Source organism: Pelomonas lactea, assembly GCF_043555885.1.
Taxonomy (GTDB): Bacteria; Pseudomonadota; Gammaproteobacteria; order Burkholderiales; family Burkholderiaceae_C; genus Pelomonas; species Pelomonas lactea.
On record NZ_JBIGHX010000001.1, the window covers coordinates 223,247 to 243,816 of the forward strand.

Consider the following 20,570-nt stretch of genomic DNA (forward strand, 5'->3'; position numbering starts at 1 on the left):
CGATCCGGATTGTCTACAGAAAGAACATCCCCCTCCCCGTAACTAATCCTCTGATCGAGGGGATCAATAGCTTAGAGCGGATGTGGTGAAGATTCACAGCGTCGGCAAGCGCATCGATAGGCAAAAACAAACCAATGATCATTGGCAATTGATCACCACACCTCGGACCGACCTTGATTTCATTCTTTTGCTGCGCCAGCTCAAGTGCGCGCATCGTTGTGTAGTTCGACCACGACGGCTTCAGCCATCCGATCACGGTAGCTCACGTGGTGAGCCAGTCGGCAAGCATGCTCACCAGGATGAAAGACCACCGACTCCTTCCTCCGGACCTCAAGACCAGGCTGCTGCTACTGGTCTCCAAGCTACTAGGCATGCCTGCCTACCTTCAGGTCTATGCAGCTTCACTGGTCGTCCTGACGCTGGCTGTGGTGGCAGGCCGAGCGGCGTTGTTCAGCAGTCCCATCCTCACGGTGACTTTGTACGTGGCCTTCAACGGCTTCGTCGTAGGCTTCGCGATGTGGGCGTGGCCTCAGGCCCAGGCGCGATGGTCGAGCCTGCTTGGCACGGCGGCGAAGGTGGTGCTGCACGTGTTCGCAGGTCTCGTCGCGACCGCTGCGGCGCGGTATCAGGTGTCTGTTGCACTGGGCCTGCCCGCGCAAGACTTTGATCTCACGGTTGGCTTTCTCGCAGTGTTCCTGTATCTCCCCTCGTGGGTGCTCGTTGTTAGCGCGGTCCTGGTGCTCAGCTACGTGATCACGATTCCGCGACTGCTGTGGTCTGTAACGATGGGGCGGGAAGTGCAAGAACGACGCTTCTTCATCGGTGCTGCGCATCTGATCGGCGCCGGCGGGCTGGCGGTGTATGGGGGGACGTTTTTTGGGTGGGCGGCCGAGGACAAGCCGGCGCTGCATTCGACGATCCTGACCCTGGCAGCCATCGTGGACTATCAGCCGGCCGCCGCATACCCGGGGCTCAAGCCCGGCGAGCGAGTGCGCCTCCACGAGAACGGCGTGGTGTCGTCAGTGGAATCCACACCGCAGGGCATCGTCTTGCATGTACGTTCGCTGTAGCCGTCGGGCACGTGGGCCGGTCCGTGACAAAGGCTTTCGGCCGGAAGACATGCAGGCCGCTTCATGCGACCACGTGACATGCTGCTGGTGAGGCAGGAAAGCAAGCGCAAGAATGTCTGCGGCGAGTATTTGATACGGCGCACCACGCCCGCGCGGGAAAGCCTGCCGTCCGAGCGCGTTTCCCCGGGGAGGGTTCCGTGAGTTCGAGTTTTCCGCAGGTCGATCGCAATCGACTGATCAGCCAGGCCTCCAAGCAACTGCTGGGGCTTCAGATGCCTGCGTCCTGGCATGAGGTCCAGATTGGCGGCGACACCGACTTCGGCTTCGACCTGCTGGTGCATGTCGCTGTGGACGGTGGCGTGCAACGCGCCTTCCTGATTCAACTCAAGGGTACGGAGTCACCGCGGTACATCGCGGACGGCGAAACGCTGAGCTATCCGCTCAAGGACCGCACGCTCAACCTTTACGCCACCGTCGGCTGCCAGGTGATGCTGGTGGTCGCCGCGGTCAAGCTCGATGCCTCCGGCAAGCTCGACGTGGCGGCCAGCAAGATCTACTGGCAGTGGATGTCGGCCGAACTTCGGGACAAGCGCGGTGGCGCATTTGAACTGGGCGAGTCGGATGGCACAACGTCGGTCCACCTACCTACGCGCCAAGTCCTGAGTCCGGATCTGGACGTGCTGCCGCACCTTGAATCCGTCGGCGACATCGTCCGAGCAGGCTTGACGCTGGAGGACATCCTGCAGCGGTCGCAAGCCTTGGTCCATGCCGGTCGCCGGCCCTTCATCTTGCAACTGGCTGAGATCGCCAGCCACAAGCCCAATGCGCTCACCGCGCTGCTTCAGTCCGGGCATGATCACCTGAGCGCCGATCTGCCGCCCGAGGCCCACGCCATCCGAGCGCTGATCCGCGCCGGCCGCACTGAACTGGCAGAGACGGAGCTGGCTCGGCTTGGGCCGCAAGGACTGGGGCCGTCGGCGTCTCAGCAAGCTGCCCTGTTGTCGTTGCGAGGCAAGACGCTGGTGCAGCGCTTCAGGCGGTCTGAGGCGATCGAACTCTTTGAGCAGGCCTACGCACTGGACCCGTTGCCTGAGCACCTGCTGCCGCTGGCGGAGATGCGCTTGCTTCGCGCGATCGACGATGGCGACCGGGCCGGCGTCGCCGCCGTGCGCGACATGTTGAGCGATGCCGACAGCGATGACGGCTTGTCGCTGCGCGTGCGGGTGCACGGGTTCTTGAACGAGTTCGCGCAAGCGCAGGCCTGTTTGGACAGGATCTCGCCAACCGAACAGTGGATGCCGCGCACGGTTTTGATGAGCGCGCAGTGCAGGTGGCAGGATGCGATCGACACCGTGACTGCCGCGGAGGCCGACGGCAATTTGTCCGCCGCAGCCCTCACGAGTGTGCAGTTGGTCGGCGCGCGTGCGGCGTGGTGCGGTGCCACGCAGGGCGTAGAGCCGCTGATGGACGGCAGCCAACTGCCGTTGTCTGGCGCGGTCGGCACAAAGCTTGAACTGGCACGCCAGGCTTGGGTACTTGCGCTCAAATGCCTCAAGGGACTGCAGACCCTAGGGTGGTCCGCGAACACGGAAGTGCTGGCGTCGACCGTGTGCGGTGTCGCGCCTCTGTTGGGACACCAGGACGAAGCGCTGGCGTTGATGAGCGAGGCCGCGGCCCATCGACCCGAGTATCCGGAACTGCAACTCAACACCGAGCTGCTGGCCGTGATGGCGCACAAACCAGAACACGCGCTGGCGGCCAATCTGAGACAGCCCGATGGCATGGATGTACTGACGCGTCGAGCGTTGCTGTTGTTTGAGTTGCAGCGTTTCAGCGAATGTCAGGAAGCGGCCCTGGCCATCGCACGGTCTGCCGAAAATCCCAACGACAAGACGCCGATGGCGCTTGCCGTGGGATGGGCTGCCGCCCATCGACTTGGCCACCTCGTCGCAGCGACTGAACTAAATCAGGCCATCGACGCACGCCCCGCCTGGGTGGAACAACGGTACTTCGCCGACTTCGTCAGGCAAACGACGCTGCAGCCCGCCGGAGAGAGCCCGCTGGATGCGCTGCGGGTAGGCCTCGTCCAGCATCCTGACTCCTGGATGCTGGCCGCCAACCTGTTTTTGAACCTGGCGGTGAGTGACGCAGCTGCCGCGGCCGAGGCGGTCGGCCTGGCCAGGATCCTGCGCCGCAACGCCTTGCTCAACGCCGATGAAGCCGCGCGTCTCGTGGCGGCGCACATCACACTTGAGAATTGGCAGGAGGCTGCCGCCGAAGCTGCGGAGGCGTTGCAGCGATTCGATGCCGATGACCGTATCTTGGGCATGGCCGCCATCGCGCAGGAGATGCTGGGCCGCACCGGCGCCGCGTTCGCGTTGCTCGAAAAAGCCTTGGCTCTCGGCACGCAGCGCCTCCCCGCGATCCACAACTACATGGGACTGTCCTTGCGCCTGGGGCGCGTGGACGCGGTCAGGGCAGCGCTCGACAAGCTGCTGGCGCTGGTCACTGACCCGGTCGAGCGGATCGAACTGATGCGTCTCAGTACGCTGGTCTATCTGCAGCAGGAACAACCGCGCGAAGCCCTGGCCGCCGTCGAGGCGCTCGGGCAACTGGTCGATCCGTCTGACGAGGAGCAAGAAGGACTGTTCATCAACGTGTTCATGGCGGCTACCGTGGGCGGTTCCGTGCCCAGCCAATCCCTGCACACCCAAGTTCAGCAGCGGATCGAAGCGTTCTGCGCGAAATGGCCCAATTCCAAGCTGTTCCGCCTCGCCACGCTGCCGGACGAGAAGGAAGTATTCAACGTCCACGACCTGCTGGACCCGTTGGTCGGCGACTCGCGGGCCCAGTTGCGCGAGTTCGAGTCGCGCGAGCGCCGTGCGAGCCGCGGCGAGTTCCCCGTTCCGTTCATCCTGCGCCCGGGCTTCGTGCTGCACTACATCGGCAGCCCGTTCCAGCTTTGGGAGGCGGCGATGCACGCTCGCGCGGAGGCGCAGCAGTTCCACCTGAACATCGTGCTTCAAGGCGAGGAGGCCAAGAGCGCCGACCCCACGCGCGAGGTGCCGATTTTGGACTTGACCGCGCTGTTGGTTCTGGACTCGCTGGGGCTCTTCGACCAACTGTTTGAAGTGTTCCGGCGTGTCGCGATTCCTCGCGCTACCGTGGCCTTCGTGAGTCATCATGCCTTGGGTGTGCTGGCGAGCGGCGCCAGTGCCAAGCGCGCAAAGTCGATCCTCGCGCGGATCAACCACTGGGTAGATCGTATCGATCAGCCAAGCGCCGGGCTGAAGTCGAAGGAAGCCGCGGTCTCCGCCATGGACGTCTGGTGCGAGTACAGCGCACTGGCCCAGCGCGCCACCTGGCTGAACTACTGCGACGACGTCGTGTGCCGCGCCATGATCCAAGCTCATGCGCCGGCGGCGCGCTCCTGTACCACCATAGACTTCCTCGATCTGCTGGACATGGGCGACGTACTGGCCGAGCAGGAGATCTCGGCCAAGTTGGCGTTGCTGGCGACCTGGAACGTCGGCATCAAGGTCTCGGACCGTTTCCTGATCGCGTCGCTTGTGGACGCATGGCCGGATGGTGAGATTGGCGACGCTTCCCGACGCGCCGACGCGTTCCGCGAGCACCCATTGTTCTCCACGCTCGCGAGGGCCATCTGGAACCCGGGCAAGTCGGTGCCGGATTTGACCAACGACATGGTCCATCTGCTGTGTGCGATGCTGATCCACCCGGGCAGCAACGCTGACAGTGCGGCCGCCGTCCTCGCCAACTGGTTCACCCGGGTTCGGCTGCTCAGGCAGGCGGATGGTCTGGGCTGGCGACTGCTTTGCTACCCGGTCTTGATGGCGATCAAGGCCATGCCTGACGAGGCGTGCAGCCGGCTTGTCAACGTCCTGATGCGCGCCGTGTCTGCCAGCGTGCCCGAGCACGCGATGTCGGTGGCTGTTGAGGGCGAAGTCACCGAGGCTCTTGGCCGCATCCTTGGTTCAGTCGGCAAAAAGGACAGATCGATCGCCGACGACCTGCTGAAGAAGCTGCACGCAGCCATGCCGGTAGGAACGGTCGATGGCGACCGGCTGACGGCGGCCTATCTAGCCGAAGTTCGACGCTGACGTCGCACGCTGGGAGCAAGCGCTGCTATGCGGTGTCTACGACATGCCTGTAAACAACTCGGTGGGCTGTTGCCAGTCTCGTGGACAGCCTCTTGGCCTGGTGGCGAGTCTGGCCGGAACAGCACAACAGCTACCTGGACTACAAGCTCAGCGTGAGTCCGGAGTTCGCGCCGGCCATTCATGCGGCGCGGCGACAGATCGCGGCGAGCTCCGAGTTACTGGCGTTGCGGGAGCGCTCGGTCGAGCACGGCACAGCCAGGACGCGCGGGCCGCGCGGCAGGACGGCCAGAAGCCGGCGCATGAGCCGAGGTGTCGCGAGTTCGCGATGGCCTGAGTGCGCTGCGCCAAGGGCGAGATTCCAACAGGGCAGTTGCCGAAGGTCTAATTGACGACGCGGTATTGGGCTCGACGACGTGTGCCGTCGAGCCCTTTCTAAGGCGGCGCCGCATGGTCCAGCGTATGTGGCCGGACCATGGCATCTTTGCAGGGACTGGCGAGGACCGTGTTCAGACTTCAGGGTCTGCTGCCGCCATGGCGCGCGGCTTGCGCGATCCGACCGACTTGGCAACTGCGCGCTTCTTGACTAAAGCCTTGGGGGGCGGCGTTGTCTTCGGCTTGGCGCGGGTCTTTGTTGCTTTGGTCTTCGCGGGCGTAGCGCCTGCGGTGTTGGTGATCAGGAAGTCCTCCAGCGCCTTGCCGGCAGCCAGGGCGTGACGGATCCACTCGGGGCGTTTTCCCATGCCGCCCCAGGTGTTGCCGTTGCCGTCCGCGTACTTGGGCGGCCTTGCGGCTTTAGCGGGTTCGGTGCCGGCCCTTGTGCGGCCCGGCTTGGGAACCCCCACCGACCCGAACAATTGCTCCGCAGTCAAGCCGTACTTGGCGATGTCCTTACGGATGCGCGTGACGACTTCTGACTGGATGGTCGCCGCCTCCTTTTGCAGGCGTTCGATCTGGGACAGGATGCTCGAGAGAGACTTGGTCATTCAATTGGTTCCGGATGCGTGATCACGTGTATTGCGCCTCGGCGCAGTTGCATGGCGAAACAATACCTCAATGCTGACCGAATCGGTCGGCATTGCCGAGTTACGCAATCCTGCTCAGAAGGCTACCGGCCTGAACTAAGACGTAGACCGAGAAATGCGGTCGCGAGTCCGTTCCAAGTGGCGTTTTAGATGTTCTTCGTACTCCGCGGCGGATTGGAAGAGCTTTTGAATCTGCTTGATGGTGGTTTGGATGTAAACGAGATCGCCGACATCAAGGACATCGCGCTCTGCCGTTATCCGGGTGCGGAGCTGCTCCATCACTGACTGTGCAGCACTGACGGTCTCGATCACTTGCATGGGGGTCGTGGTCATGATTCACTCCGCCGATCGTCGAAAAGCTGGGAAACCAACCGACATTTCAGGAGGCGGACATGCCATCACAGCGCAAGCGCAGGTCGACCATCGCCAAGCAACGTATCACGCAACGCAGCAAGCCCTTCGACCAAGAGCTTCTTTCTTGGGACGAGATGAGGCCGGTTGGTCGGGAGTTTGGCAGTCCTGACTTCGAGCGGCTGATGGCTGAAGACGCACGAGCTGGTGTCGGAGTATTCGATCCGGCCTTGAAGTTGCTGTTTCCGAAGACCCGGCGCGCCGGCGTGCTGGCGACTGGTGACAACGACACCAAGAGTCCGCCCAGGCAGGATCGGCAGAAGAACACGCATGGAGACTGAGCCAGTCATTTAGAGGTGGCCCCATCCGTTTGAACACGGAATCGGTTTCGATAAGTGCAACCTGGTCCGTCAAGCTGCCTGTTGAATCGCCGGCAGCGTCGCGAAGTAGAACTCATCCGGGGTCTTGGCGCCGAGCGCGGAGTGCGGGCGGCGAGTGTTGTAGAACTCGATGAAGCGCCCCAGCTGCTGGCGGGCGTCGCTGACCGAGTCGCAGGCGTGCAGGTACATCTCCTCGTACTTGATCGTGCGCCACAGCCGCTCCACGAAGACGTTGTCGCGCCAGGCGCCGCGTCCGTCCATGCTGATGGCCACGCCGCGCTTCTTGAGCGCGTCCGTGAAGGCCAGGCTGGTGAACTGGCTGCCCTGGTCGGTGTTGAAGATCTCGGGCTTGCCGTGCCGCGCAAACGCCTCTTGCAGCGCCTCCAGGCAGAACTTGGTGTCCATGCTGATCGAGACCCGGTGGGCGAGCACACGCCGGCTGGCCCAGTCCACTACGGCCGCCAGGTAGACCCAGCCGCGTGCCATCGGGATGTAGGTGATGTCCATCGCCCAGACCTGGTTGGCCCGTTCGATCTTCATGCCCCGCAGCAGGTACGGGTACACCGCGTGGCCCGGGTGCTTCTTACTCGTGTTGGGTTTCCTGTACAGCGCCTCAATGCCCATCTTGGCCATCAGCGTGCCCACATGCTTGCGGCCGACTTCGACGCCCTCGCGGCGCAACAGGTCGCGCAACATCCGCGCGCCTGCGAACGGGTGCTCCAGATGCAGCGCGTCGATGCGCTGCATCAGCGCCTGGTCGGCGTCCGACACAGGGCGCGGCACGTAGTACGCGCTGCCGCGCGCAATGTTCAGCAACTCGGCCTGGCGCTTGATGCTGAGTTTGTGGTCCGGCTGGATCATCTCTTTACGCTCAGCAGTCCGGCCTTGCCGAGCGCGCTGGCTAAAAAATCGATCTCCAGTGCCTGTTGGCCGATCTTGGCGTGCAGCTCTCGCAGATCGGTCTTGGGCGGCTCGGCCGTCTCGCCGCCGAACACGCCTGCGGCCCGCTCCAGCAACTGGTTCTTCCAGTCGTTGATCTGGTTGGGGTGCACGTCGTGCTGCTTGGCCAATTCGGCCAAGGTCTTCTCGCCACGGATGGCGTCCAGCGCCACCTTGGCCTTGAACGCCGGTGAGTGGTTCCGGCGCGGTCTTCTGCTCATGCTCTGTTCCCTCACGGCCCCGCTCCTCGGGGCCGATCAATGGACCGAGTTTCCACTCATCGCCGTGTTCAGAATTCCGGCGCCACCTCTCTCGATCCTGGGGCAGACGTTGACGATCGGCGCAGCGCGGGGCCTTCGGATCACTCAATCGCGATGCACATCACGACCGGCGACCCGTGCCAATGCGAAAGCGGCGCTCCGGATAAGCTTGGCCCGCGCGGCGAACAGCCAGCGCCACATGGCCCAGCCATCGCTGAAGCCTCTCCGGAAGCTGCTCACAGCAGAGTCGAACAACGTTATCCGGCCTGCTTTTCCGTTATTTTTTGATGAATGGACGTGTTGCCATAAGGCACCAGCGCACGGATAGGACACCCATGGACCGACAGATACAACATCAGATTGGGCGCCTACTAGATGACGTGCTCCATGAGATCCTGACCGAGAAGCCTGATGTTCTGGCTCAGCGCCGGATCCGTCGCCGATCCATGATGGGAACGACACTGCTGGGGCTCGCGGCTATCTCTGGCGTCACGGCTGCCCTTTTCCCTGTCGTGCCGGACCTGGTGGCTGTGCGGTTCGTGCTCGCGGCGACAGCATTCGTCCTGCTGGGTGCAGGTGGATGGCTGATCAATCGCTCTATCAGCGAAGAACTGCGCAACCATCGACGTCGTCTGGCTGACGACGTTCACCGTGCGTTGGCCGGAACCCTTGGTGTCCGCTCGCCGATTGAGATTCGCCGTCAGCAGAAGTATGGCAACGGCATGCTGGTCTTGGGCGCATTCTGTTTATGCGTCATGGCAATGCCAGTTCCGCACAAGAAGCCGTTGGATAGCGTGATGTGGGCCGTCTTCACAGCCTCGGTCATTTGGGTGGGCACCTTGCATCGCTTGCGAGCCATCAAAGAGATGGCACGTGCGCGGGCAATGCTGGAGGCGGATCTGAGCAGGCAAACGGCGAAGGCCGGTAGGCACCTGCAACGCATTCAGTAGCCGTCCGACCATCTAGCACAACGCTGACTTTCAACGGTTGCCACATGGACGTAAACGTTGTGCGATCAATCCATCAACCTGATTTCCCAGGGACCGAGGGCTCAGGACGAGGGCATTGGTACAGAGATCACGTGGTCCCGCCAGCTGAGTCGTGGTTTCCTTTTTGCTTTGGAACGGTCAGAGCGGCGCACTAAGGTCCCGCAGCGCGCTCCGGGCTGACGGGTACAGCACGGCCAGAGCCAGGCTGAGGTGCGGTGAAAGGGCTTGATATTTGCTGTAAAGCACCCCGTCGACGGCACCAATCCCAAGACCACGCACCTTCTTGCGAAAGCTAGGGAACCTGTGGGCCAAGAAGCTCGACGGGAATGTCGTGCAGATCTCGTCGGATAGGAGTTCGCCGCCGGACTTCTTCGCTAGTTTGATGTGGCGCCCTCGCGCACGCTGTCTAAGCCGCGCCCACACCCGATGGCGCGGCCATCGGATGCCTGCCCGCAACAGCGCCTCCGATATCGAGTCCAGCCGCTGCACAGCCTCTGATTCCAGCCATGCGGCCTCAGCCGCTATGGGCACCCAGTCGCCCGATTCGAGAATCGCTGCCGGGTCCTCTGCATGGGCACCACCGCTGCGTGCGCGCAGCAAGGGGATGTCATGCACGGCGCATCTGAACCGATACGGCAGGTGATCGAGCCTGCGCCACACCGCAAATGAGCGCTGCTCAAGCTGAACTTCCACGCAGCGGCGACAGAACACGGCCTGCTTCATTGGCGCGGCGAGCAGGCTGTTGTGGAACGACTCGGGCCAGCCATACGCGTGGATACGCTCGGGCTGGTTCACGCTGTCGACGCACTCGCTAAACGGAAGCATCGAGTGCCTGGCGACGTAGTCGTGCGCATCGATTTCACATCCGTGCGCTACCGCGCTGGGCCAGCTCATTGCGACGCCGAGGCGATCCGACACTCTGCGCTGCACTGCAATGGCTGTCTGCTCTAGGGAGCCGGATATTTCGCACCACTTTCTGACCCGTCCGAGATGCCCGAGTGCGAGCTCACCCTCTGATTCGAGCGGTCGTGGAAGAGTCATCGATACGCGAGGCAGCTTCGCCGGAGTACTGATGCGCTCAGATAGGCTGCTAAACGAGTAGTCCATATGTCTGCTCAAGCTCCGTTTCCTTGTTGCCGAAGTCCGGGGCAATGCCAACCATCATCTGGGGCGCTGCGCGAAGGCAGAGGCCGGCTTGTTGCCGCCTCGGCAAAGAACTAGCGCTTCGCGCCTTGTTTCTTGGGCCGACTGGCCATGAAGTCCTGCCCCGCTTCGAGCAGGCTGTCCAGCGTCCGCCGCTGTCGCTTCGGCCGCTCAAGATGCACGACTTTCCCGGAAGGTGCAGGCGGCTCCGCGGCTTTCTGAATCTCCTCCACCGCGCGACGCTCCTGCGCATTCATAGAGGCGAGGATCGCGGCGTTCGAAACGGTCTCCCGCCGCGCCTCACGCAGCTTCGCTGCGTACACCTCGGTCTTGTTCCGGATCTCGGGGCCGTCGAACGGACACCGCAAGTCCAGGCGAAGAACTCCAGACTGACCTGCGCAAGCGATCAGCCGGTTGACGTCTTCTCGGGCGACCGAGTACTTGTCAGATTCAAAGGCCTTGATCACGTGATCCCACCGCATCACGCTGGCGCCGTCTGAACGAGCCTTTCGATAGGCCAACACCACCAGCGAACGCAGCTTGCGCTTCAGGCCAGCGCAGTAGTTCCACAGCTCGATGGGATGGTCCATCAGCTTGAATCCAGCCGCGGGTCCAAGGACCACCTGGTACTCTTCGAGCAGACGCTGCCAATCCGCCGACTGCGGCGCATCAGGAAGAAGGACAACCGGATCTGCGAGCAGCCGCTGCTGCGCCTCAGCGGGTCGACGGTTCCGCAGCTTCCAGATCAGGGAATAGTTGCAGATGACGAACCACGGCACCTGCAACTCCGCCAGACCCAGCAGGACCTTGGTGACCAGCGCGGAAGCACTCTCTGACTGGGCCATGAACTGCGTCTCGTCCACGCCAAACAAGCAAGTGCCGCACATCCGGAGCCACCTCGAGCATCTTTGGGGCATCTCTGCCTGGCTGACCTTCACGTGCCCGGCGGCAATCTCCGGGCTGGCCAGCGTGCGCAGGACGCCCGACAGGCTCGACTGCTGCTTGACGACGCACTCGGCAAACGCGACGTGCGGAACGGGTGGGTGCGTCTCGTCGATGCAGATCATTCCCTGATCGAGCAACGTCCTTTTGAGGGCGGTCCGCATCGCCGATTTCCCGACGCCAGCGGGGCCCGTGATGAGCGTCGGCACGACACCATCTTCCGCCGCCAAGCCGTTGTACGCGGCCTTCAGCGCAGCGCGCGGATCCTTGTAGACCGCCTCGGCATGCGCCAGTGCCCGCTGGATCTGGCCCTTGATGATCGCTTCTCCCTGTTCGGTGACAAGGACGACCGCCTTGAGCGCCATGCCCATGGCGAAGCAGGCTCCTTCGATATCCAGTGCAGCAAGATCACCCAGCGCAGTTCCGCGCGTCTCCCCGCGCGCCTTGATCACGCCTGGCTGGAGCGCGTCTTCATACGGCCTGGTCCACGTCGAAGCATCGACGCACCTCATGCGGCCTGCCGTCCTGCCGCGGTCTCCTTGGCCTCCTTGGCCTCCTGACGAGCAGCGGCACCACCGCGCTTGGGCCGGCCGCGCGTGCGCGTGCCGGAGTTCAGCGACATGCCAGTCTGCGCCTTGAAGTCTTCCTCGATGTGGGCATGGGCTGCCCGCCGGTGGTTGTCGTGGGCCGCGATGCGCGCAGCCATGTGCTGGTGGTACTCCAGCGCCTCGGCCAGCGACATGTCTTTCACCAGCCGCGACACCGCGATGGGGTACCGAACGTCGAGCTGGATGAGGTGATGATTCCACTCAAACCAGACATGCCGAAGGCAGCAGGACAGCACGTAGACCTTCACCTCCGTCTCCTGCTTCTCCGCCACGGAACCCAGCGCCTCCTGGAAGGCGTCCGCCTTGGAGTAGTACTTGCGGCCTGCAACCATCAAGCCGCCGCGCGTCAGCACCGCAGGGACGAGGTCGAGATACGCGCGCACGGCCTCCTCGAATGCCACCAGCACCGCATCGTTGCGCCCCACCGAGTCGAGAGCTTCCCAGATGCCGTTCGGGCTCAGCCTGGGCACCTTGTGTTCGAGCTCAGGATCGACCCGGCTTGCGACATTGGTGGCCTCGTTGAATTCGAGAAGCTTGCCCAGTTCGCGGCAGGCCAGCTCGATCACCGTCAGCCCAGACCTTCGGAAGGAAGGTGCTTCGTCATCGGAAGGTGTCTTTGGGTTCGAGGTCTCGACGATAGCCTTGGCCTGCCCGCTGTGCGACTGGGTCCCTTCGCGGATCACCGGACGAAAAGCGGGATCACGCGACAGCGCCGTGGACGTAGCGCCCGGCCCTCTGTCGGTGATTTCGTGGGGCGACAACCCCTTGCTGCTGTCCTTGATCCTGAGGCCCAGCAGCAGTGCGAATGCCTCGAGCCCAATGGCCATGCAGAACTTGGCCATCCGATAGGCGGACCCCGTCTCTCCGCCTTGGCTGAAGCCGATCCCCACCTTCTTTCCGGACGCGGTGTCCCGGCACACGACGACGGCCAGCGGCGGCAGATCGCTGCCCTCGATGTAGCCGCGCGGAAGATCGACCACAAAGTACGCGTCGGCCTCGACGCGCTGCAGCAGGTTCCAGGCCGATTCGGTGAACGTGCCGAGGAATGGCTTGATTTTCGAGCGCGCGCGGTTCCTGCCAAGACGCGTCGCTTGGACGAGATGCGGGCGGAAGAACTTGTTGACGTAGTAGAAGTAGGCACCCTTCTGCGGGAAGGGCTCACCGAGGGGGTGGTACCAATCGAGCGTCTCCTCGTGCCCCCGCTTGAACCAGCGGGTCTTGCAGCCGAAGTCGTGCGTCAGCGCGTCTTCGTAGATTTTTTCGTCTGTGGCGCCCACTTCGGCGCGGCGCGCGTATGAGCTCTTGATCTTCTCGACCATCTCAGCGGTCGCGTTGTAGCCGTGCTCGGCGCCCTTGACGCCTGGGGCACCGCGCTTAGCGTCATTCGCGTGCTCGGCGCTCAGTCGGTCCCAATGTCCGATCTGGTGGGTCGGGTAGTGCAGTGCGTTTCGGTTGCGACCGAAGGCGATGTAGACGAAGAAGTTGAGCCGCAGCCGCGTCTCGTTCTGAGGCGGCATCTGGTTGCGAGCATGGCGATTGATGAGCTTCTCGGGCTCGTCGTTGTCGAGAACGTTCTCGGCGTCGTTGACCAGCGCGTGGATGCTGAAGACCTTCCCATCGACCCGGTCCTGATGGGACTTCACCACGTCCTTGCGAGCTGCATCCAATGCGACGAGATCGACGCCCTCGAGCCCCTCCAGCCAAGGCGGCATCGACTTCCTATCGCCGGTGAGCACCTTGCCGGCCCAGATGGCATCCTCCCAGTCGCTGCGCAGAAGACGCGTCAACACGGGCAGCGGCAGCTGCGCGACCGTCCTCTTGGGGATCTTTGCCTTGGCATAGACCACCTCTTTCGGCGGCCTGACGACGAAATCCACCAGCGTGACCCGTTCGGTCTTGGGGCTGCTGCGGAGGAAGTAGTAGGTGACGCCGGCTGCGAGGTTCTTGAAGCCCTTCGGCGCAACGATGGGTGTTCCGGCGGCGATGCTCATGCTTCCCTCCGAAACCAGTGGCCGAACACCTCCCTGGCGTCTTGCCGTTCCGGGACCATGGGCTTGTCGATGAAGATGTGGCTGTCAAAGAGGTCGAGGCGCACCTTCCTGTGGAAGACGCCCTGCATCAGGACAATCCTCTGGTCGTACATGGAGACGCGCTGGTCGAGCTCGACCGCCGCGATCACTTCCAGCGGCGAGGCGCCGACCTCGAGGCCCTCGTTGAAGGCATCGAGCACGGCCTGCTCCTGCTCAGGCGTCAGCGCGTGGCGATGCTTTTGCCAGCGCAGCAACTCCAGGAGGTTGGCGACGAGGATCGAGGGAATCTCCTCGGTGGCCACTTCGATGGTGCGGATGTCGATGTCCGCGTAGAGCTGCTTCTCGACCTCGTGCCGCGCCGTGTTTCGCGCCGTGGCCTGCGACAACCTGGTCTTGACTGTCACGCCGTAGCTGGGCACGGTGAACTCAGTGCGCGTCTCCTTGATGTTGAAGTTCAGGCAGAAGGCCCCTTGAGCATCGATGAAGAAGCCAAGGTAGTCCCCGACCCAGCAGCCCGGTGCATTGCTGGCGGCGCCGTCCTTGTTCAGTGTGATGAAGGGATGGAACGAAAGATGATGCAGCTCGTTGGCGACCATCAACGTCCCGCGAAATTGCTTGAGCGACAGGCCGATAGCCCGGGGGTGCCCTTCAAGTGGGTGCGCCGCCGGCGAGAACGGCAGCATGCGCTGCTCTTGCAGCTCAAAGAGTCCGCATTCGCAGTACAAGAGCAACGACAGGAAGGCGCGCTCCGGCGTGGACAGGGTGTGCACCTCCCGTCCGAGCAGTTCCGACCAGACCTGCGCAAAGCGCGACCCCGCGGGCGCCTCCTCACGGCACGCCTTGATCGACGGCTCGTAGCCTGTGCCGAAGGTGGGCGGGTTCTGACGCCGAAGGATCTCGGTGAGCCTTGCTTCCGATAATTTGAGATCTGCCATAGCTGTCTCCTGGGGCCGGCCGAGGGCCGGCGGGGCTAGGATCGGGACAGCACGACAGCGCTTCCGGCCCAGCGGGGCCGGATTGACACAAGTGGCGCTTTGTCAGAAAGTACAGGCAGGCGCTTACCAAAGTCTGCTCGCACATTCCAAACACGCCCCTGAACCTTTGCCGAGGTTCAGGGGCGTGGTGCTTTTGTCCCACGGATTCTTGGGTGTGGGTCAAGTCATGGGGCGCTCCTTGTTCCGTGAGCGACAGCCTGAGCTGGCGCGCGGGGCGTACCTGCCAGAGGATGTTCTTCGCCGTCCTCAGGAGGCGAACGCAACCCGAGGGCGACGGCGGCGTGGTGCGCCTCTCCCCAGTTGCCCTGGGACCTGCCCGCCAGTAGCGCGGCCACGATGGCCGGCTTGAAGCCGTTGGCGCGTGCCCACTTGCTGATCGTCACGCCGTGACGCCGGAGCCACGCACGCGCCTCGATGGGGGTTCGAAGGGTGGTCATGCTTGAATCGTCACAGCTAAGCCGTCAAATGTCAACGTGGGTGACATTAATCATCTATATTGCCATCCGTCGCCATTGGTCGACAATGGTTAGGCTTTCCAAGGATGCGCATACATGTTCGGATTTCGTCTCGCGGCAGAGCGAAAGCGGCTGAAGCTCAAGCAGCAGCAGCTCGCTGACCTGCTGAAGGTTAGCCGCAGCGCCGTCGGCATGATCGAAACGGATCAGTCGTCCCTGGCGGCCGAGCGCCTGCTTGAGCTGGGATCGCATGGATTCGACGTGCTCAAGGTTCTGACCGGCGAACCCGGCGCCACGGCTGCCGGCCGACTGCTGAACTGGGAGCTGTGCCTGGCCATCTCGGACCGCGTGGACGCTTGGGCGCGGTCACGCGACATCACGCTGACGCCCGAGAAGAAGGCAATCGTCGTCAAGCACCTCTATCTCAATTTCGCGTCGCAGGATCGGATCGACGAGGTCGCGCTCAGCGAGACCCTCTTCATGGCCGCCTGATCGATGCAGCCGCCTGTGGATCGAGAAGCCCTGGGGTCGATCGATGCGCTGCTGGACGAAGCGCTGCACGACGTGGTGGCGCCGCCGCCCGATGTGCGCACTGAGGAAGCGGCCCGCCGACGTCGCATCGTGGGCATCTCGTTGATGGCGATCGCCAGCGCTAGCATCGCTGCCCTAGGACTGCTGGCCGGGCAAGTCGGCCCGGCGGGCATGCTTGTCGTGTGCGCTGTGGCTATCGCGCTGCTGACCACCGGCGCCTGGCTGATCGACCGGGCAGTAAAGGATGAGCTGCACCGTCACACTGCCCTCCAGGCGGACGCCGATCGTGGCGCGCTGGGCGAAGCGCTGGATGCCATGACGTTGGCCGTCGCCCGCCGTCGCAGGCACTTCGGTATCAGCATGCTTGTGCTGGCGTGCTTCTGCATCTGCGTCTTCAGCGCGGGGCTGCCCGGTGGAGGATCGTTTTTCAGGCTGATGTGGGGCGGCTTCTCCATCCTCTTGATCGGTGTGGGTGCCTGGCAGATCGAGAGATCTGCGAAGGAAGCCCTGCGGGCCCAGGCGATTCGCGACGCCGCGCTGCACCGCAAGGCCGCCCAGGCCGGGACGCACATCCGGCGCGTTCGATAGTTCGAACGCTTCTACGCTGTGGTGACGACGCTGGACTCCTTTCAGCTTGGCTTGCCGCAACGCTGGCTGCCCGATGAGACCCTGTTCAGCCTATGCAGCCGCTACCACGCAGCGAGCGGCAACAAGCTGCCTTCGACAACATGCAGCCAGCTCTTCGGGCACCCGAGGCAAGGCTGCGCCCATGACTTCCCCGCCCGACTCGACCACTTCCTCTGCGTGGCTGGGGACGCCTTGGGCACGGCAATGAGCATCGTGGAGAAGCACACCGTGCTGCCGCTATACCTGCGCTTCGCCAGCGCGGAGATGGTCGACGCGACCCGCAGCGCCGCGGCGCAGAGTTCGTCAGGCCGGCTGAAGTTCCAGCTTGGTTTGCTGACCAGTCGGTTCAGGGCCAACCACCCGCTGAAGGCCTGCCGCGCTTGCATGCAGGAAGACACCTTGCAGCACATCACCCCGTACTGGCATCGCGAGCACCAGCTGCCAGGCGTCTGGGTCTGCCGCCGTCACGGGTCCTGGCTGCAGGCTTCTGACCTTAAGGCGACCGGGGTCGGCAGGTTCAGCTGGCTATTGCCGGCGCCGTCGCAGTTCCTCACAGCGCCGGCCGCGTCGCCACCGGCCAGCGTCATGCAACTCGCACGCATGGTTGCAGGCCTGGTGGCCAAGCCAGGTCTGCGGATCTCGACCCACCGGATGGGCCAGGCGCTTCGTGCTGCGCTGGCGGACCGGGGCCTGCTGGCGGGCACCGCGCAGCGCCTACGGCGCGTCGCCGCCGGCGACGCATACGCTGAGTTCCTGAGGCCGTTGCTCGCCTTGGAGCAGATGGGGCAACTGCCCGCGTCGAGCGATGAAGCCTATGCCGAAATAGCACGGCAAATCTCGGCCCGGTCGGCCGGCGTTCATCCGCTGAGACGGGCGGCGCTCGCCGCCTGGCTGTTCGATGACCTCCAGGACCTGCTGGCCCGCATGGGGGCGGGAGGCAACGACACCGTTGCACCGGCACCGCCGCCCACGGCTCAGCTGCAGGATGACCCGCGCCGCGCGCGCCTGGTGGCTCTCATCAGTTCCGGACGCTCAACGTCGGCCGCCGCGAGGGAGGTGGGCATCGACACGACCACGGGCATGGTGTGGGCAGCGGCCGCCGGCCTCGCCACGCCGCGGCGGCCGAAGTTGCTCAAGGGCGACTTGAGGGACCGGCTCATCGCGCTGCTGCGCAAGGGCATCGCCAAAGAGGAGGCCGCGGCGTACGGCGAGGTCTCGCTGCAGACGGTAACGACGCTTCTAAGGACTGAGGTGGGCTTGCACGAGGCCTGGCGCCAAGCCGGCTTCGAGAACGCCAGGCGCCGCAACCGCAGGGTTTGGGCGCGGATCACGGCGGCGAACCCACTGTCTGGCGTGAAGGCCGCGCGCATGGCCGAGCCGGCGGCGTACGCCTGGCTCTATCGCAACGACCGCGACTGGCTGGCCGAGAACACCGCCGAGATGGCGCGGGCGGTGCGCGTGCCGCCGGCCCGCGTGAACTGGGACGCGCGGGACCGGCAGTTCGCCGACCAGGTGCGCCAGGCCGCGCTGCAGATGGTCGAGATGCAAGGCGTTCACCACGTCAGGCTGTCCCAGCTCTACCAGCGAATCCCGGAACTCAAGGCCAAGATCCTCAGGCTGGATCGCATGCCGCTCACGCGCGCGGCGGTCTTCGCCGTGGTGGGCAAAGCCAGCACCGGCTAGCGCTCCGACGGCAAGCGGACCTCGTCAATCGGTTGGATGACGAAGCTGCCCAGTGGCTTCGACACTGCATGCACCGTGCATGGGTGAGCGCGGAGGACGATCGTGATGGGCATGTATGTCAGTCGGCTCAGGTCAGTGCCTGTCGGGATGTACCAGTACTACACGTACCTGCTCGACTCGTCCGCCGGTGGTTCGCACACCGCCGCGATAGACCGCTTCTTTGACGGGTTCGCCAGGAGCTCCGGTGTCGACGCCGTCATCGTTCGCGGGCCGGGGGATTTCACGTCGGACCTGTTCAACTTCCTCGCAGACCACACCGACCAGCTGGGACCGCTGGAGAATCTTTTCCACGAAGCCACCTGCCTCGTGATCTGCGAGGGGGCCTTGCAGACCACGGACAAGCCGGTTTTCATCCTGCCGCTGCGCCTGCCCGACGACGCCGATCCGGCATTCGCCGACGCGCTGCTGTCGGCGCTCTTGAACGCCATGCGGGAGCACCGGCTTTCCGAGTTCGTCGACTCGCTCGGTGCACTGTCGGTCGAGCTCAAGGGCAAGAAGGGCGGGATGTTCGTTTCCAACCTTCGTGCCGCCAATCAGATCCTTGGGCTCAAGCCCGGGATCTTCGGGTTCAGCCTCAACATCAACGCCTTGGTCGACAAGTATCTGGGGCCCGAGCAACGCAAGCTGCGAACGTAGCCCTCTGTGCGCGGCAAGGCCCTTCCTTCCCTGTTCGTTCAAAAGAAGTGCAGCGCGCCCGCCTGGTGCAGGCTGCGCGCAATCCGGAGAAGAAGCCTACCGAGGGTGCCCTGGAGAGCCAGCGCATCGCCACCAACATGATCGAGTTGGCCCGTCTCGATATCGCTCTACCTAGAATGAGCCGTCATCTGGCGACCAGTGCCTGTGGCTTCGGAAGCGATGCACGTGCTCCGCCGGCGCATTGATCGCCACGGACTGGACCTCATGAACCGTCACGGACTGGGGATCGACCCGAAGCGCCGGGGCTCGCGACTGGAGCAGTCGAGGCGGAATCGGTTCGGCCGCGTTGAGGGGATCGAAAAGGAAGTCCACCAGTTCTAGCTGGCCTGCAGGGGGACTCGGTGGCACGAGCGCGGCAGGGAGAACCTCTGCAACGGTGTAGTGAGGCTCGGGCCCGTCCTCGGTTTCCATGTGGGTGCTTGCCTCCAGCCGCGTTCCGGGCGGCAGCTGAATCGGCTCGACGGAAGACGCATGGTGGAACAGCACCACGTTGAGTCCCTCGGCATCGCCCGCCTGGACCGAGGGAAACACGATGCCGTCCAGCGGCGGCTCGTTCATCGTCGCCAGGAAGTCAGCCACGGCCTGGGTCGGCAGGTAGTCGATCGCTTCATCGCCTGGCATCACCGCGCGCGCCATGCGCCGCCCCAGCGTGCGCAGGAAGGCAACCCGCTCCAGCCGGCTCTTGAATGTCGGATCGAAGATGCTGCCCAGGTCCTGCGCCGACGTCAGCGCCGTCAGGTCGAGAAGGCGGACCGGGCGGATGATGGAGAACTCGGCGACGACGACCCGGCTGCCCACGGGGGGACGCACCTCGGCCAGCGCCACCGCGGAACTGGTCGCGCCGTAGAACACCGAAATGCCCTGGGCATTCATGCGCCCGGCCTTGGCCACCCTGGCTGGCGGCGAACCCAGTTGCGCGTCGGGATGCGCGATGGCTTGCTCTATCTCTTCGTCGACGTAGAACACTCGCGCCCGGGACAGGCGGTGAATTCGCTGCCCTGGTCCAGCCTCAACGACCAACGAGCCGCCGCCGTGCGAGCTCAGCTCGTGGATGCGGTTGAAGACCGACGCCAGGTGATCGCCGGCAGAGCGGCTGAAGAAGCGCGCCTCGGTTTTCAGGCTGTGCTCGAACTGCTGCCAGGCCGCGCGCCAGGCGCTGGCGTCCGAGTCTTTGAACTCGTAGTGCGCCTCGCTGTCGAACTCGCATTCCTCGCCCATCGTCGCGGCTTCGAAATCGACATGGCGCTCGGTCAGGATGCCCAGGATCTCAAGCGCGGGCTCTTCGTCGATGCCTGCCGCTTCCTGGATCGCATCACCGGCGGGCTGGCCATCGCGGTCCCATTCGTAGTCCGACTCCCTGTCGGCCAGCATGCGCTGCTGCATCGAGTCGGGATTCGGCGAGGTCCGCACGTAGTGATCGTCGAAGGCCTTCTCGATGCGGTCGGCGAGCTGCTCCAGGGTCAGCGCCGGCCTGATCTCGTCGCAGAAGCTGCACCTCATCCGGTCGCCGGTGCACTGGATCTCCCGCGCGAGGTAGGTCTCTCGGACGCATGCATGGCAAAGGCAGCGGTCGGTATCGTCGTCGTCCAGGGACATTTCGGTGATCTCTTTCTCCCATCGCGCCTCCTGCCATCAGGTCTGACGCGTTTGCTTGTGCGCTTATTTTGC

The 20,570-nt window shown here is 63.9% G+C and carries 18 protein-coding genes; 8 read left to right on the plus strand and 10 right to left on the minus strand.

The features are described from left to right. Positions 1-13 precede the first annotated feature (13 nt). Positions 14-256: a hypothetical protein gene (locus ACG04Q_RS00855; RefSeq protein WP_394508896.1), complete on the minus strand. Its 243-nt coding sequence runs from the start codon at positions 254-256 to the stop codon at positions 14-16. Positions 257-371: 115 nt separating this feature from the next. Between ACG04Q_RS00855 and ACG04Q_RS00860 the strand changes: the two genes are divergently transcribed. Beyond that, the gene (locus tag ACG04Q_RS00860; protein ID WP_394508897.1) at positions 372-1,070 is read left to right on the plus strand and encodes a hypothetical protein; all 699 of its coding nucleotides are present in this window, start codon (positions 372-374) and stop codon (positions 1,068-1,070) included. Between the two features lie 197 nt (positions 1,071-1,267). After that, a complete protein-coding gene (locus ACG04Q_RS00865) occupies positions 1,268-5,191 on the plus strand; it encodes a DUF4365 domain-containing protein (protein WP_394508898.1) in 3,924 nt (1,307 codons plus the stop codon). Between the two features lie 506 nt (positions 5,192-5,697). Here ACG04Q_RS00865 and ACG04Q_RS00870 read toward each other — a convergent pair. Continuing rightward, the gene (locus ACG04Q_RS00870; RefSeq protein ID WP_394508899.1) at positions 5,698-6,174 is read right to left on the minus strand and encodes an H-NS histone family protein; all 477 of its coding nucleotides are present in this window, start codon (positions 6,172-6,174) and stop codon (positions 5,698-5,700) included. 135 nt (positions 6,175-6,309) lie between these two features. After that, the gene (locus ACG04Q_RS00875) at positions 6,310-6,546 is read right to left on the minus strand and encodes a hypothetical protein (RefSeq protein ID WP_394508900.1); all 237 of its coding nucleotides are present in this window, start codon (positions 6,544-6,546) and stop codon (positions 6,310-6,312) included. A gap of 59 nt (positions 6,547-6,605) precedes the next feature. On the opposite strand from ACG04Q_RS00875, the gene ACG04Q_RS00880 reads away from it, so the two are divergent. Continuing rightward, complete coding sequence (locus tag ACG04Q_RS00880; protein ID WP_394508901.1) at positions 6,606-6,905, plus strand: hypothetical protein; 300 nt, start codon at positions 6,606-6,608, stop codon at positions 6,903-6,905. A gap of 69 nt (positions 6,906-6,974) precedes the next feature. On the opposite strand, the gene ACG04Q_RS00885 is transcribed toward ACG04Q_RS00880, so the two are convergent. Further along, a protein-coding gene (locus ACG04Q_RS00885; protein ID WP_394508902.1) for an IS3 family transposase occupies positions 6,975-8,104 on the minus strand; the annotation gives its coding sequence in 2 pieces (ribosomal slippage) (positions 6,975-7,846 and positions 7,846-8,104; 1,131 coding nt in all). A 419-nt stretch (positions 8,105-8,523) separates the two neighbouring features. Between ACG04Q_RS00885 and ACG04Q_RS00890 the strand changes: the two genes are divergently transcribed. Beyond that, positions 8,524-9,093, plus strand: coding sequence for a hypothetical protein (locus ACG04Q_RS00890; RefSeq protein ID WP_394508903.1), 570 nt, complete (start codon positions 8,524-8,526; stop codon positions 9,091-9,093). A 177-nt stretch (positions 9,094-9,270) separates the two neighbouring features. On the opposite strand, the gene ACG04Q_RS00895 is transcribed toward ACG04Q_RS00890, so the two are convergent. From ACG04Q_RS00895 to ACG04Q_RS00915, 5 genes are all read right to left on the minus strand, one after another. Then, entirely contained in the window at positions 9,271-10,050 is a 780-nt protein-coding gene (locus ACG04Q_RS00895) for a hypothetical protein (RefSeq protein WP_394508904.1), read from the minus strand. Between the two features lie 299 nt (positions 10,051-10,349). Further along, complete coding sequence (locus ACG04Q_RS00900) at positions 10,350-11,669, minus strand: AAA family ATPase (protein ID WP_394508905.1); 1,320 nt, start codon at positions 11,667-11,669, stop codon at positions 10,350-10,352. A 56-nt stretch (positions 11,670-11,725) separates the two neighbouring features. After that, positions 11,726-13,816, minus strand: coding sequence for a hypothetical protein (locus ACG04Q_RS00905; RefSeq protein ID WP_394508906.1), 2,091 nt, complete (start codon positions 13,814-13,816; stop codon positions 11,726-11,728). Next, the gene (locus ACG04Q_RS00910; RefSeq protein WP_394508907.1) at positions 13,813-14,790 is read right to left on the minus strand and encodes a PDDEXK family nuclease; all 978 of its coding nucleotides are present in this window, start codon (positions 14,788-14,790) and stop codon (positions 13,813-13,815) included. Before ACG04Q_RS00910 ends, ACG04Q_RS00905 begins: the two co-directional genes overlap by 4 nt. Before the next feature lie 224 nt (positions 14,791-15,014). Continuing rightward, entirely contained in the window at positions 15,015-15,287 is a 273-nt protein-coding gene (locus tag ACG04Q_RS00915) for a DNA-binding protein (protein WP_394508908.1), read from the minus strand. 114 nt (positions 15,288-15,401) lie between these two features. Between ACG04Q_RS00915 and ACG04Q_RS00920 the strand changes: the two genes are divergently transcribed. The 4 genes from ACG04Q_RS00920 (at position 15,402) to ACG04Q_RS00935 (ending at position 18,842) form a co-directional block, all read left to right on the plus strand. Next, the gene (locus tag ACG04Q_RS00920; RefSeq protein ID WP_394508909.1) at positions 15,402-15,797 is read left to right on the plus strand and encodes a helix-turn-helix domain-containing protein; all 396 of its coding nucleotides are present in this window, start codon (positions 15,402-15,404) and stop codon (positions 15,795-15,797) included. A 15-nt stretch (positions 15,798-15,812) separates the two neighbouring features. After that, positions 15,813-16,424 carry a hypothetical protein gene (locus ACG04Q_RS00925; RefSeq protein WP_394508910.1) on the plus strand — a complete coding sequence of 204 codons (612 nt, stop codon included), beginning with the start codon at positions 15,813-15,815 and terminating at the stop codon, positions 16,422-16,424. A gap of 21 nt (positions 16,425-16,445) precedes the next feature. Continuing rightward, complete coding sequence (locus tag ACG04Q_RS00930) at positions 16,446-18,146, plus strand: TnsD family Tn7-like transposition protein (protein ID WP_394508911.1); 1,701 nt, start codon at positions 16,446-16,448, stop codon at positions 18,144-18,146. Between the two features lie 147 nt (positions 18,147-18,293). Beyond that, positions 18,294-18,842: a hypothetical protein gene (locus ACG04Q_RS00935; protein ID WP_394508913.1), complete on the plus strand. Its 549-nt coding sequence runs from the start codon at positions 18,294-18,296 to the stop codon at positions 18,840-18,842. 171 nt (positions 18,843-19,013) lie between these two features. Here ACG04Q_RS00935 and ACG04Q_RS00940 read toward each other — a convergent pair whose 3' ends face one another. Beyond that, entirely contained in the window at positions 19,014-20,498 is a 1,485-nt protein-coding gene (locus tag ACG04Q_RS00940) for an RES family NAD+ phosphorylase (protein WP_394508914.1), read from the minus strand. Positions 20,499-20,570: the final 72 nt, after the last annotated feature.